10 protein-coding genes are annotated in these 14,030 nt (G+C 65.2%); 9 read left to right on the top strand and 1 reads right to left on the bottom strand.

The genetic code is table 11. The features are described from left to right. The 6 genes from QAT43_RS10270 to QAT43_RS10245 form a co-directional block, all read left to right on the top strand. Positions 1–977 (top strand): DUF3362 domain-containing protein (locus QAT43_RS10270; protein ID WP_305042979.1); only part of this gene is annotated, 977 nt, incomplete at its 5' end. A gap of 60 nt (positions 978–1,037) precedes the next feature. Further along, positions 1,038–1,598 carry a four helix bundle suffix domain-containing protein gene (locus QAT43_RS10265; protein ID WP_305042978.1) on the top strand — a complete coding sequence of 187 codons (561 nt, stop codon included), beginning with the start codon at positions 1,038–1,040 and terminating at the stop codon, positions 1,596–1,598. A gap of 100 nt (positions 1,599–1,698) precedes the next feature. Further along, positions 1,699–2,064, top strand: a complete 366-nt coding sequence (locus QAT43_RS10260; RefSeq protein ID WP_305042977.1) for a response regulator — start codon at positions 1,699–1,701, stop codon at positions 2,062–2,064. 47 nt (positions 2,065–2,111) lie between these two features. Beyond that, positions 2,112–4,631: a mannose-1-phosphate guanyltransferase gene (locus QAT43_RS10255; protein WP_305042976.1), complete on the top strand. Its 2,520-nt coding sequence runs from the start codon at positions 2,112–2,114 to the stop codon at positions 4,629–4,631. 112 nt (positions 4,632–4,743) lie between these two features. Continuing rightward, positions 4,744–8,256, top strand: coding sequence for an alpha-amylase family glycosyl hydrolase (locus tag QAT43_RS10250; protein WP_305042975.1), 3,513 nt, complete (start codon positions 4,744–4,746; stop codon positions 8,254–8,256). A 68-nt stretch (positions 8,257–8,324) separates the two neighbouring features. Beyond that, positions 8,325–9,779: a glycogen synthase gene (locus QAT43_RS10245; RefSeq protein WP_305042974.1), complete on the top strand. Its 1,455-nt coding sequence runs from the start codon at positions 8,325–8,327 to the stop codon at positions 9,777–9,779. Positions 9,780–9,795: 16 nt separating this feature from the next. Here QAT43_RS10245 and QAT43_RS10240 read toward each other — a convergent pair whose 3' ends face one another. After that, a complete protein-coding gene (locus tag QAT43_RS10240) occupies positions 9,796–10,101 on the bottom strand; it encodes an HNH endonuclease (RefSeq protein WP_305042973.1) in 306 nt (101 codons plus the stop codon). Positions 10,102–10,254: 153 nt separating this feature from the next. Here QAT43_RS10240 and trkA point away from each other — a divergent pair, with 153 nt between their 5' ends. The 3 genes from trkA to QAT43_RS10225 are packed head-to-tail and all read left to right on the top strand — an operon-like array spanning position 10,255 to position 13,978. Then, complete coding sequence (gene trkA / locus QAT43_RS10235; protein WP_305042972.1) at positions 10,255–11,607, top strand: Trk system potassium transporter TrkA; 1,353 nt, start codon at positions 10,255–10,257, stop codon at positions 11,605–11,607. 7 nt (positions 11,608–11,614) lie between these two features. Further along, the gene (locus tag QAT43_RS10230) at positions 11,615–13,057 is read left to right on the top strand and encodes a TrkH family potassium uptake protein (protein WP_305042971.1); all 1,443 of its coding nucleotides are present in this window, start codon (positions 11,615–11,617) and stop codon (positions 13,055–13,057) included. A gap of 45 nt (positions 13,058–13,102) precedes the next feature. Further along, positions 13,103–13,978 carry an alpha/beta hydrolase gene (locus QAT43_RS10225; protein ID WP_305042970.1) on the top strand — a complete coding sequence of 292 codons (876 nt, stop codon included), beginning with the start codon at positions 13,103–13,105 and terminating at the stop codon, positions 13,976–13,978. The last annotated feature ends 52 nt before the right edge of the window (positions 13,979–14,030 follow it).

The following is a 14,030-nucleotide window of genomic DNA, read 5'->3' as shown; positions in this document are numbered from 1 at the left end:
TCACCCGCATGCCGCACCCCGGCTACGCGGAACAGATCCCCGCCTACGAGCAGATCAAGTTCTCCATCACCGCCCATCGCGGCTGCGCGGGGGGTTGCGCCTTCTGCGCCATCACCCACCATCAGGGAAAAATCATCCAGTCGCGCTCCGAGGATTCGGTGCTCGCCGAGGTCCGCGCCCTGACCCGCCACCCCGAATTTCGCGGCACCCTGAGCGATGTCGGCGGCCCCACCGCCAACATGTACGGCATGTTCTGCGGCGACGAGGCGGCGCGGCGCGCCTGTCGGCGCGGCAGCTGCCTGCATCCGCGCATCTGCCGTCACCTGGCGACCGGCGGGCGGCGGGCGGAACGGCTGCTGGCCGCGATCCGCCGACTCGCCGGGGTCAAGCACGTGTTTGTCGCCTCGGGTATCCGCTACGATCTCCTCGACCATCAGCAGGAATACTTCGAGGCGCTGCTCGCCCACCACGTCGGCGGGCTGCTCAAGATCGCCCCCGAGTCGGTGGTGCCCGAGGTCACCGCCATCATGCGCAAGCCCGGCCCCGAGCCCCTGGAGAAGTTCCTGCGCTATTACCGCGAGGCCTGCCGGGCGAGCGGCAAGCGCCAGGGGGTGGTGCCCTACCTCATCGCCGGCCACCCCGGCTGCACCCTCGCCAACATGGTGGACACCGCGCTGTTTCTCAAGGGCCGCAACCTGCGCGTCGAGCAGGTGCAGGAGTTCACCCCCACCCCGGGAACCCTGGCCACCTGTATCTGGCACACCGGCCGCGACCCCTTCACCGGCAGCGCGGTGCACGTGCCGAAAAGCCCGCGCGAACGGCGCCTGCACAAGGCCCTGCTGCTCTGGCACCTGCCGCAAAGCCGCGCCGATATCGCGGCGGCGCTGCGCGAGTGTGGCCGGGAGAAAGAGGGGCGCGAGTTGCTGGGTGAACTGCGGGGACCTAAGGGACACCAGGGACGTCAGGGACGCCGCTGAGGTTGCTTTCCTGGTGTCCCGGGTGTCCCTTGAGTCCCTTTTGCCAGAAAGGCTTCAACCATGACCCAAGGCTTCATCCCGCCCCACGGCGGCTACCGCAACCTGCTGTCCTACCAGCGCGCGGAAATCGTCTATGATGCCACGGTGCGTTTTTGCGCCCGCTTTCTCGACCGGCGCGACCGCACCGTCGACCAGATGATTCAGGCGGCTCGCTCGGGCAAGCAGAACATTATCGAGGGCAGCATGGCGTCGGCGACCTCCAAGGAAACCGAAATCAAACTGACCAATGTCGCCCGTGCCAGCCTTGAAGAATTGTTGGCCGATTACCGTGATTTCCTGCGTCTGCGCAATCTCGCCGAATGGCCCAGGGAACATCCCTACGCCCGGCGTCTCGGCCAGTTGCTGCGCACCCCGCGGGCGGACTACGAAACCTTCCGCAAAGGCCTGGAGCACGCCGACCCCTTTATCTCCGCCAACGTCATCATCGGTCTGATCAAGGTCACCACCTATCTGCTCAACCGCCAACTCCTGCAACTCGAACAGGCCTTCGTGGAACAGGGCGGTCTGCGCGAGCGCATGACCCAGGCGCGTTTGCTTGAGCGCGAACGCCGGCGTCGCTGACCAACGCGCCTTTTTGCAAAAACCCCGTTGGTTGCTATAATTTCAGGGTTTTGAGCTTCCGGGGAAAGACCTTCCCCCTATTACTCCCGAGGAGATTGCCGTGCCGAAAATTCTAGTGGTGGATGATGAGGATGATCTGCGTCTGCTTTATACGGACGAATTGCAGGACGAGGGCTACGAGGTGGCGGGGGCGGGCTCCGGCCAGGAGGCGCGGGAACTGCTGGCCCGCGACCAGTTCGACCTGATGATTCTCGACATTCAGATGCGCGGCGAAAGCGGCCTGGACCTGCTCAAGGACGTCGTGCGCGAGCGCGAGGATCTGCCGGTGATCTTGTGCACCGCCTTCAGCATGTACAAGGACGACTTCTCCTCCTGGCTGGCGGATGCCTACGTGGTGAAAAGCTCCGATCTGAGCGAGCTCAAGGAGCAAGTGCGCAAGGTGCTGGCGAAAAAGAAACCGTCCTGAATGTGTTCTGATTGATGCATGCAATTTTTCCGCGAAGGAGTTTTCCTATGAAAGCAGTCATCATGGCCGGCGGCTTCGGCACCCGCATCCACCCCCTCACCATCAACATGCCCAAGCCCATGATCCCTCTGTTCAACCGCCCCATGATGCTGCACATCATGGAACTGCTCAAGGACCACGGCATCAGCGAGCTGATCCTGCTGCTCTACCATCAGCCCGAGGTGATCAAGAACTATTTCGGCGACGGCAGCGAGTTCGGCGTGCGCATCACCTACGTCACGCCCCTGGAGGACTTCGGCACCGCCGGCGCCGTCAAGCAGGCGGCCAAGTACCTCAAGGAGCGCTTCGTCATCATCAGCGGCGACCTGCTCACCGATTTCAACATCTCCGAGGCGCTGCGCTTCCACGAGGAGCGCAAGGCCGAGGCGACCATCGTGCTGACCTCGGTCAAGGACCCCCTGCAGTTCGGGGTGGTGATCACCGACAAGGGCGGGCGCATCACCAAATTCCTCGAAAAGCCGGGCTGGGGCGAGGTGTTCTCCGACACCATCAACACCGGCATCTACGTCCTCGAACCCGAGGTGCTGGAGCGCATTCCCGACCATGAGAACCGCGACTGGTCCAAGGACGTCTTTCCCGCCATGCTCGCCGACGACGCACCGCTGTTCGGCTGCAACCTGCAGGGCTACTGGCAGGACGTGGGCAACACCGACGCCTACCTGGAAGCCTGCCGCGACGTGTTCGCCGGCAAGGTCAAAATCAACCTCCTCGGTACCCCCGCCGGCGGCGAGGGCCGCCAGATCTATCTGGGCCAGGACGTCAAGGTGGAGCAGAAGGATCTGAGCCTGCTCGAAGGCATGGTGGTGGTCGGCGACAATACCCACATCAAGGGCAAGGCGCGCCTCAAGAACTGCGTCATCGGGCGCAACTGCACCATCGAGGACGGGGTGGAGCTCGAGGATTGCATCCTGTGGCGCAACGTCTACGTGCGCAAGGGCTCGCGCCTCAAGGGCGCGACCCTGTGCAACCGCGTGCAGATCGGCCAGGGCGTGGTCATGGAGGACGCCACGGTGATCGCCGACGAGACCACCGTGGGCGACGAAGCCTACATCAAAAAGGATGTCAAGATCTGGCCGCGCAAGGTCGTCGAGGGCGGCGCCATCGTCACCACCAATCTCATCTGGGGCGAGAAGTGGCGCAAGGCCCTGTTCGACGGCGCCCTGGTGCGCGGCCTGACCAACGTCGAGCTGACCCCGGAATTTTCCGCCAAGCTCGGCTCGGCCTACGGCTCGACCCTGCCCAAGGACAGCTTCATCCTCTGCGGCCGCGACGCGGTGCGCTCCTCGCGCATGCTCAAGCGCGCCTTCGTCGGCGGGCTGCTCTCCACCGGGGTCAACGTCATCGACGTCAAGATGATTTCCCTGCCGGTGCTGCGCTACAAGCTCACCACCTTCGGCGAGGTGGGCGGGGTGCATTTCCGCCAGTGCCCCGACGATCCCGCTTCGACCGAGATCATCTTCTACGATGCCGACGGCATCGAAATCTCCTCCTCGGCGGCCAAGGGCATCGAGCGGGTCTATTACAAGGAGAACTTCCGCCGCGTCCACCACTCCGAACCGGGCGGCATTTCCGAGCTGCCGCGCATCTACGACTATTACCGCGACGGCTACCGGCGCGCCCTGAAGGCCGAGGCCCTGCGCGCCCACGCCCCCAAGGTGGTGGTGGACATCAACCACTCGCCGGCGGGCGATCTGCTGCCGAGCCTGCTCAACGAGCTGGGCTGCGAGGTCATCGAGCTCAACTCCCACGTCGCGGAAAGCGCCTCGGTGGCCACCCCCGAGCAGCGCCAGCGCGCCAAGGAGCAGCTCGCGCGCATCGTCGTCACCCTGGGCGCCACCGCCGGCTTCTGGATCGGCCCCTCGGGGGAGCGCTGCGTGCTCATCGACGAGCACGGCGAGATTCTCTCCGATATCGATGCCCTATGCACCCTGGCCGCCCTGGTGTGCCGCGCCGAGGGCCGCGGCGAACTGGTGGCGCCGGTGCCCGCGCCCCAGGCGGTGGAGGATCTCGCCCAGGCGGCGGGCCTCACCGTAACCCGGACCAAGAACGACGGCCGCTCCCTGGTCGAGGCGGCGAAGAAGAAAAACGTCCAGCTGGGCTTTTCCATGGAGGGGCATTACATCTTCCCCGCCTTCCACCCCAATTTCGACGCCCTGTTCACCGTGGCCAAGACCCTGGAGCTTCTGGCCCGCACCGGCCTGACCCTGAGCGAGGCGCGCCGCTCGGTGAAGCGCCGCGCCTACCGCCGGCTCCAGGTGCCCTGCTCCTTCGAGCTCAAGGGCGGCATCATGCGCAAGATGAGCGAGGACAGCGTCGATCACGAGGCGAGCTTCATCGACGGCGTCAAGGTGCAGTTCGCGGACGCCTGGGTGCTGATGCTGCCCGATCAGCACAACCCGGTCGCCCACCTAGTCGCCGAGGCGGGCAGCGAGGCGGAAGCCGACCGGCTGGTGGAAGAATACCGCCACAAGCTCGAAGAATGGAAAAAGGAACTTCTCAATCAGTGATCCACCACAGGTAGCGATAAGCGCTCAGGGGGCCGCCGGAAGCGCCGGAATCCGTTTCCGGTTGAATCCGCCGGCCCCCTGCGATTTTTCGCCGACCGCAAAGGACCAGACCATGACCCCTGAACAGCACCGTCCCGCGTACTTTCCCCTCGACATCCAGATTTCCGACGCGGCCTGGCGGGGCCTCGACCTCGAGGATCGCCTGCGCCCCTTCGACCAGGCGCCGCTCATGCTGCGCCTGCGGGTGGTGGCCGACTGCCTCAACGGCCGCGCGCGGAGCGCCCGAACCAGTGCCGGGGATCTGCACCTGGCGGCCCTGCTCAACCGGGTGTTCCGCCACCTGCTCAGGCGCTATTTTTCGGAACTCGGCTGCCGCGTCGAAGCCGATAGCATTCTGCTGGCGGGCCGCAGCCTGCCTCACCCCGGCCTGCCCGGCACGTTCAAAGCCTTTGTCGAACTCTTCCCGCCCGCCCTGGTGCGCCAGGGAACGCTGGCCCCCAAGGAGTTCCTGAGCGCGGCCGAGCATCGCCTGACCAGCCTCGGCGAGTTGTTCATTCTTGCCGTGCAAAACGACAATCCCGCCCTGAGCGGCATGCGCGAGCTGTTTGACGATGGGGAGCTCAGCCGCCGCGCCGCCTACCGCCGGCCCCTGGCCGAACTCGACCGGGAGTTGGAACGCACCGCGGGCCCCGGAGGGCTGCGCCGCTCGCTGCTCGAACTGCTCAGCGAACCCGTCAAGGCCTCGCCCCATTCGCTCCACGGCCAACTGCGCTACGTCGGCGAATATTGGCGCGAATGGCTGCCGCCGGAGCTCGAAGGCGCCATCCTCACCGCCTTCGACATCAGCGCCGAGGAACACCAGCCGCGCGGCTTCGGCCCGGGCCCGACACGCGTGCTGGATTTTCGCGCCGCCGCGCGGGTCGATTACGACTACCCCGAGCCCGAGGCCTTCACCGCCGACGCCGACTGGATGAGCAACGTGGTGCTCATCGCCAAATCCACCTATGTGTGGCTCGACCAGTTGAGCAAGCGCCACGGCACCCCCATCACGCGCCTCGACCAGATTCCCGACGCCGAGCTCGACCGCCTGGCGCGCTGGGGCTTCAACTCCCTGTGGCTGATCGGCATCTGGGAGCGCTCCCAGGTGTCCCAGTGGATCAAGCACATGCGCGGCAATCCCGAGGCCCTGGCCTCGGCCTACTCCCTCTATGATTACGTCATCGCCGCCGACCTGGGCGGCGAGGAGGCCATGGCCGCCCTGGAGGAGCGCTGCCGGCAACGCGGCATCCGCCTGGCCTCGGACATCGTGCCCAATCACACCGGGCTCTACTCGCGCTGGCTCAAGGAGCATCCCGACTGGTACGTGCAGCTCGACCATCCGCCTTTCCCGAGCTATCGCTTCACCGGGCGCGATCTCTCCCCCGACCCCGAGATCAGCCTACGGATCGAGGACGGCTACTACGACCACTCGGAAGCGGCGGTGGTCTTCGAATACACCGATCATCGCGACGGGCGGGTGCGCTACATCTACCACGGCAACGACGGCACCCACATGCCATGGAACGACACGGCGCAGCTCAACTACCTGCTGCCCGCGGTGCGCGAGGCGATGATCGGCACCATCCTGCACATCGCGCGGCGCTTCAAGGTGATCCGCTTCGATGCCGCCATGACCCTGGCGAAAAAACACTTCCAGCGCCTCTGGTTTCCCCAGCCCGGCGGCGGTGCGGGCGTGCCATCGCGCGCCGAGCACGCCATGACCCGCGAGGCCTTCGAGCGCGCCTTTCCCAAGGAATTCTGGCGCGAGGTGGTGGACCGGGTCGCCGCCGAGGTGCCCGACACCCTGCTCATCGCCGAGGCCTTCTGGCTCATGGAGGGCTATTTCGTGCGCACCCTGGGCATGCACCGGGTCTACAACAGCGCCTTCATGAACATGCTCAAGAACGAGGAAAACGCCAAGTACCGCCAGACCCTCAAAAACATCCTCGAGTTCAACCACGAAATTCTCAAGCGCTTCACCAACTTCATGAACAACCCCGACGAAGCCACCGCCGTCGAGCAGTTCGGTAAGGGCGAAAAATACTACGGCGTCGCCACCCTGCTCGCCACCCTGCCGGGACTGCCCATGTTCGGCCACGGCCAGATCGAGGGCCTGAGCGAAAAATACGGCATGGAATACCGCAAGGCCTACTGGGACGAACCGATCGACGAGGGCATGGTCACCGAGCACGAACGGCGCATCTTCCCTTTGCTGCGCAAGCGCTATCTGTTCAGCGGCTCGGAGCATTTCCGTCTCTACGATTTCTGGACCGACGGCCGCGTCGACGAGAACGTCTTCGTCTATTCCAACCGCCGCGGCGCCGAGCGCGCCCTGGTAGTTTACCACAACTGCTATGCCGAAACGTCCGGCTGGATCCGCACCTCCGTCGCCTGGGCCGACGCGCCCTCAGACGACCCGGAGCGCCTCGCCCAGACCACCCTCGGCGCGGCCCTCGACCTCAAGGCCGACGACGACCTCTACTACCGGTTTCGCGAACACGCCGCCGGGCACGACTATCTGCATCGCGGCCGCGATCTCGTCGAGCAGGGCCTGCACCTGGACCTGCAAGCCTACCAGAGCCGCGTGTTTCTGGGGTTTCAGGAGATTCGCGACGCGGATGGAATCTGGCGACAGATTCACGAGGAATTGAACGGTCGCCCCTGTCCCGACCTCGACCGTGCCTGGGGACGCCGTCATTTCGCGGAACTCATTGCGGCAACTGGCGAACTTCTTGCCCCGCCGCGATTGCTGGCCTGGGGACGGCAACTTGCTGATAAAAATTTTAAAATTAAAATTGATGAATTTCTCGTTGACTTTCGTCGCAACCTGACTTACTTTTGGCAAAAGGTCATTCGTCAAGGCTCATTAACCCTGACCGAGGATCAACTGGCCGCGGCACTTCAGGCGGATCTCGACGCCCTGGCGCACCTGCGGTGTCTGCGCGGTCGCGCCGCCAAGCACCGCGCCGTTCTTGCCTGGCTGGCGTCAAGCCTGCCCGGCAAGCCGTCAAAAACCCAGGGTGAAGCAGTCCTGGGCGGCGCGCCGGGCCAGGAATACCGCCTGCTGTTGCCCTGGCTGCTGTGGCATGGCCTGACCCCGGCCCAGGCCGAATTCGGCAGCGGCCGGCTGGTGCAACGCTGTCTGCTCGACGAGGCCCTGGACACCGCCCTACAGAGCGCGAACGCGGCACCCTTGGCGGCAGAGCTCGATCTGGCGCGGGCGGAAATCCGTTTACTGGTGCTGCTCCTCGACCAACAGCCGCCCGGCTCGCCCCATGAGCTTAAATTAATTTTGGCAGATTACTTGCAACATCCCACGGCACGGGATTATCTCGGCTGCAATATTTATCAGGGAATCGACTGGTTCAACCGCGAGCGTTTTGTCGCCCTTGTTCATTGGCTCTGTCTGCTGGGAGCCCTGCACCTCGCGTCCGGGGAGGACACGGATCAACAATTGCTCGATGCCGTCGCCTCTCTCCATGCCGGAGGGCGCGACCTGCTGGCCCATGCCCAAACCTGCACCTATCAGGTTGCGCCCCTGGTTCGCCATCTGCTGGAGGCAACTCAGGAAACCCGGGCCGGCTGACCTCCCCGGAGGGATTCCAACAACTGTCCGCGCCGTTCAGCCCGGATGGGTACGAGGGAAAAGTTGCCATGAAAATTCTAATTGTCTCCCCGGAAGCTTCCCCCTACGCCAAAACCGCCGGGCTGGCCGATGTCGCCGGCTCCCTGGCGCGCGCCCTGCGCAAGCTCGGCCACGACGCACGGCTCATCCTGCCCTGTTACAAGCAGATCGACGATCTGGGCTTTTCCCTGCGCAAGGGGCGTAAAAGCGTGGAAGTTCCCATTGAGGGCGTGTTGCGCAAGGGGCTTTTGCGCCAGACCCTGCTCGAAGGCGTGCCGGTCTATTTCATCGAAAATCGCGAGTACTTTCATCGCGAGGGGCTCTACGGCAATGGCAAGGGCGATTACACCGACAACGCCCAGCGCTTCGGCTTTTTCTGCCATGCGGTCCTGCAACTGCTGCGGCGCATGGATTTTCGCCCCGACGTGCTGCACCTGCACGGCTGGCAGACCGGATTGATCCCGGTGCTGCTGCGCACCGAGCTCAAGGGCGACCCCTTCTACGCCCAGATGAGCACCCTGTTCACCCTCCACGACCTGGAGCACACCGGTTTCTTTCCCACGGAAACCCTGGACGGATTGGGGCTCGATGCCGCCGAGTTGGGCCACAACGGCCTGGCGCTGGACAACGGTATCTCGTTTCTCAAGGGCGGCCTGCATTACGCCGACCAGATCAACACCCTCTCCGAGACCTATCGCGACGAGTTGCACAGCGCCGAATTCGGCGGCGCCTTCGCGGCGCTGTTGCGCCGCCGCAGCGCCGCGTTCCACGGCATTTTCAACGGCATCGACGGCCGCACCTGGGATCCGTCCCTGGACATGCACCTGAACCGACCCTACAACGTCGACAACCTCAACGGCAAAAAGGCCAACAAGCGCGCCCTGCAGAAGGAAGCGCGCCTGGATCTGGAGCCCCTGGTGCCCCTGGTGGGGATGGTGGCGCCCCTGCGCCGCGACAAGGGCCTGGATCTGATCGTCGAGGCCTGGGATGAGCTGCTCAAGAGACCCATGCAGCTGGTCATTGCCGGGCGGGGAGAGGCGGAGGTGGAAAAGCAGCTGGCCGCCCTGCGGGATCTGCGCCCCCGTCAAGCCCAGGTGCTTCTCAACAGCGATGCGGGGCTGGCGCGGCGCATTTTCGCCGGCAGCGACATCTTTCTCATGCCCAGCCGCGTGGAACCCTGCGGCCTGGAACAGGTCGTCGCCCTGCGCTACGGCAGCGTGCCGGTGGTGCATCGCACCGGCGGCCTCAACGACAGCATCATCGACAGCGACGAGCGCCCGCGCCTGGGCAACGGCTTCGTCTTCGACCAGGCGACGCCGCAGGCCCTGCTGGGCGCCCTCGATCGCGCCCTGGAGGCCTACGAAAACCGTCGCCAGTGGCTCAAGCTGGTCAAGCGCGGCATGACGCAGGATTTCAGCTGGACCAGCGCCGCGGAAAAATACGTCGAGCTCTACCGCAAGACCCGCTCCCAGCATCTCGTCTGAGCCGGCCGGGGATCGCTCAGTCGCTTGCCGGCTTTTCCCGCAGGCGCGCCAGATAGTCCTCCCACTCGATGGGCAGGAGATCTTTCTTGCGGTTGTTACACGCCTTGCAGGCGGGCACGCAATTGCCGCGACTCGATTTGCCGCCGCGCGCCAGGGGCAGGATGTGATCCAGGCTCAGCTCCGCCGGCCGCACCCGTGCCCCGCAATAGTGACAAACTCCTAGGGCGACGCGGTTCTTCCACCAGTTGCTCTTGCGCAGCTCGCGCGCCTTGTCGCGCTCGCGGCGGATGTCCTCGTCCGACACCTCCAGATAAAAATCCATGCGCCTGCCTCCCTTTCGCGGCTCATTCTAGCGCCCTTCGCGGGCGCCTCGCAACCGCAACCCCGGCCCCCTTGCGCAATCCCGGCAAATGTGCGATGAATAGCGCCGTATTTCGCCCTGCATTCCGCACGTTCTGGAGTTGCTGAAGCCATCATGAAAATCCTCATCGTCGGCACCGGCCAGGTCGGCTATTTTCTCTGTGAGCGCCTCTCCGAGGAAGGCCACGAGGTCACCCTCATCGACCAGGACCAGGACCATCTCAACCGCGCCCAGGAACGCCTCAACGTGCTCGGCATTCTCGGCAACGGCGCCAGCGCCGAGATTCTCGAGCAGGGCGGCATCAAGGAAGCCGACATCTTCATCGCCGTCACCGACATGGACGAGGTCAACATCCTCGCCTGCCTGCTGGCACGCGAATACGGCGTCAAGACCCGCATCGCGCGGGTGCGCAGCATCGAGTACTCGGGGCAGGGCGCGGTGCTCTCCAAGGAAAAACTCGGCATCGACCTGCTGATCAATCCCAAGGACGCCGTCGCCGAGGAGATGATCAAGATCGCCTCGCGCCAGGGGGCCTTCGACGTGGCCGAATTCGTCGAGGGCCAAATTCAATTCATCGGCTACCGCATCGGCGAGAAGAGCCCCCTGTGCGACCTGACCCTGCGGGAACTGGGCGAAATCCGCGGCATGTACCGCTTCGTGGTGACCGCCATCACCCGCGGCGAGCGCACCATCATCCCGCGCGGCGACGACACCATCCGCGTCGGCGACAGCATCTTCATCTTCGCCCACCACAACGACCTGCCCGCCATCCAATACCTGCTCCAGCCCGAGCCGGAGAAAGCCTGCCGCCTGCGCCGCGCCTTCATCCTCGGCGGCGGCAGCATCGGCTTGCAGATCGCCCAGCGCCTGGAGGCGCTGCATTTCAACGTGCGGCTCATCGACCGCGACGAGGCGCGTTGCGAATATCTGGCCTCCAAGCTGCGCCGCTCCATGATCATCCACACCGACGGCACCGATATCCGCACCCTGAGCGACGAGGGCATCGAGGGGGCCGACGTGTTCATGGCCGTCACCGGCAACGACGAGGACAACATCCTCTGTTCGCTGCTCGCCAAGAAACACGGCGCGAAGCGCGCCCTGGCGCTGATCAACAAGCCCGAATACCTCAATCTCGCGCCGTCCCTGGGCATCGACGCCTGTGTCTCGCCGCGCCTGGCCGCCGGCGCGGTGATCCTCAAGCATGTGCGGCGCGGCAAGGTGCTATCCCTGGCCACCGTCGAGGGCAGCAACGCCGAGGTGCTTGAACTGCAGATCGGCGAGGACAGCCCGATTCTCGGCCAGCCCCTCAAGAGCCTGCATTTCCCGCGCGGCGCCATCATCGGCGCCATCGTGCGCGACCGCGAGTATCTGATTCCCACGGGCGACACGGTGCTGCGCGCCCTGGATCGGGTGGTGGTCTTCACCCTGCCCGAGGCCCTGGCCAAGGTCGAAAGCTTCTTCGGGTAACCGGCCCATGAACCTGCCTCTGCTGCTGCGCATTCTCGGCGCCCTGTCCCTGTTCCTCGCCGCCGCTCTCCTCGTGCCGGTGCCCTTCTCCCTGTATTTCCGCGACGGCGCCTGGTCGGCCTTCGTCCTGGCGGCGGCCGTGTGCCTGGCCTTCGGCGGCGTGCTGTTTCGCGCCTTCAGCGCGCGCCAGGAGATCTCGGTGCGCGAGGGCTTTGCCGTGGTCACCCTGGGATGGTCCCTCTACGCCCTGCTCGGCGCCCTGCCCTTCGTGCTCTCCGGCGCCATCCCATCCGTCCTGGATGCGGTGTTCGAGACCATGAGCGGCTTCACCACCACCGGCGCGAGCATCCTCACGGACATCGAGGCGTTGCCCAAGAGCATCCTGCTGTGGCGCTCCTTCACCCAATGGCTGGGCGGCATGGGCATCATCGTGCTGTCCCTGGCCATCCTGCCCATGCTCGGCGTCGGCGGCATGCAGCTGTTCAAGGCCGAGGTACCCGGCCCCACCGCCGACCGGCTCAAGCCGCGCATCCAGGATACCGCCAAGCTGCTCTGGGAAGTCTACCTGCTGCTCACCGTCGCCCAGGTGATTCTCCTGGTGCTCGGCGGCATGAGCTTCTTCGACAGCCTCTGCCACGCCTTCAGCACCCTGTCCAGCGGCGGCTTCTCGCCGCGCAACGCCTCCATGGGCGCCTACGACAGCGCCTATCTGCAATGGATCGTGACGCTTTTCATGTTTCTCGCCGGGGTCAATTTTTCCCTGCACTACTATCTGCTGCGCGGTCGCCCCCGGGAGCTGGCGCGCAACGAGGAACTGCGCATCTACCTCGGCATCACCCTCGTCGCCATTGCCATCCTGGTGTTCACCAACCAGGGCGCCATCTACCAGTCCTTCAGCGACAATCTGCGCCACAGCGCCTTTCAAGTGGCCTCCATCCTCACCACCACGGGCTTCGCCACAGCCGATTACGAAAAGTGGCCGCTGCTCAACCAGTACATCCTGATCTCGCTCATGTTCATCGGCGGCTGCGCCGGTTCCACCGCCGGCGGCATCAAGGTGGCGCGCATCCTGCTGCTGTTCAAGCACGCCCATGTACAGATCTATCGCCTCATCCACCCGCGCGCCGTGCGCCTGGTCAAGCTCGGCGAGCGTCCGGTGGACAAGGAGGTCATGCAGTCGATCCTCGGCTTTTTCGCCCTGTTCATCGGCATCTTCGTCGTCGCCTCGCTGCTCATGGCGGCCAGCGGCATGGACCTGGTGTCGGGCGGCGCCGCGGTCATCGCCACCCTGGGCAACGTCGGCCCGGGCCTGGGTTCGGTCGGTCCGGTGGACAACTACGCCCATGTCTCGCCCTTCGGCAAGAGCGTGCTGATTGCCTGCATGCTGCTCGGCCGTCTGGAACTGTTCACCGTGCTGGTGCTGTTTTTCCCGACCTTCTGGCGCAAGTAGCCGTTTTTCCCCGCCGATCTTCCCGACCCTGGCTATACTGGTGGCATGACCAGGCGATACCTCTTGTCCCCGCGCACCCTGGCGCTGCTCGCGGCGCTGGGCTTCTGGCTGAGGGTTAGCGACGTGACGGCTGCCCTGGAGCACCATTTCATCTTCTTTCCCAGCGCCGAGCTGGCCTGGACGCCCGCGCAACTCGGCCTGGCCTACGAGGAGGTGTGGCTGGAGAGCGCCGACGGGGTGCGCGTGCATGCCTGGTTCGTGCCCGGCCGCGCCGAGGCGGATCTGCCCGCCCTGCTGTTTTTCCACGGCAACGCCGGCAACCTGTCCCACCGCGTCCACAACCTGGAACTGCTCCACCGACGCCTCGGCCTGCCGGTGCTGATCCTGAGCTATCGCGGCTACGGCCTGAGCCAGGGGCGCGCCTCCGAACAGGGCCTCTACGCCGATGCCCGCGCCGCGCATAGCTGGCTGGAGGCGCGGGGTTATCCGCCCGCGCGCCAGGTCTATTTCGGCCGCTCCCTCGGCGCGGCCGTCGCCTTGCAACTGGCCCTGGAACGCCCGCCCGCCGGCCTGATCCTGGAGAGTCCCTTTACCTCCATCGCCGCCCTTGGTCGCCATCACTACAAACTGCTTTTTCCCCTGCTCGGCTGGCTGGTCGAGGCGCGCTTCGACAATCTCGACAAGATTGCCCGTCTTGAGGCCCCCCTGCTTATCATTCACGGCCGCCGCGACCGCATCGTGCCCCCAGCCATGGCCGAGCGCCTCTTCGCCCTCGCCCCCGAACCCAAGCGGCTATTGTGGCTCGAGCGCGCCGGCCACAACGACACCCTCGATCACCAGCCCCACCTCTACTGGCAAGCCTGGGCAGACTTTCTGCACAGCCTGCCCGCCGCCTCGCCCAACCCGGCATCGCCTCCCTGAAAAAAAAACGGCCTGGGCGGATAACTCCGACCAGGCCAAAAGCAGTCACGGC

Origin of the sequence: Geoalkalibacter sp., assembly GCF_030604225.1 — a bacterium.
Taxonomy (GTDB): Bacteria; Desulfobacterota; Desulfuromonadia; order Desulfuromonadales; family Geoalkalibacteraceae; genus Geoalkalibacter.
This window is presented reverse-complemented; position numbering and strand designations above follow the sequence as displayed.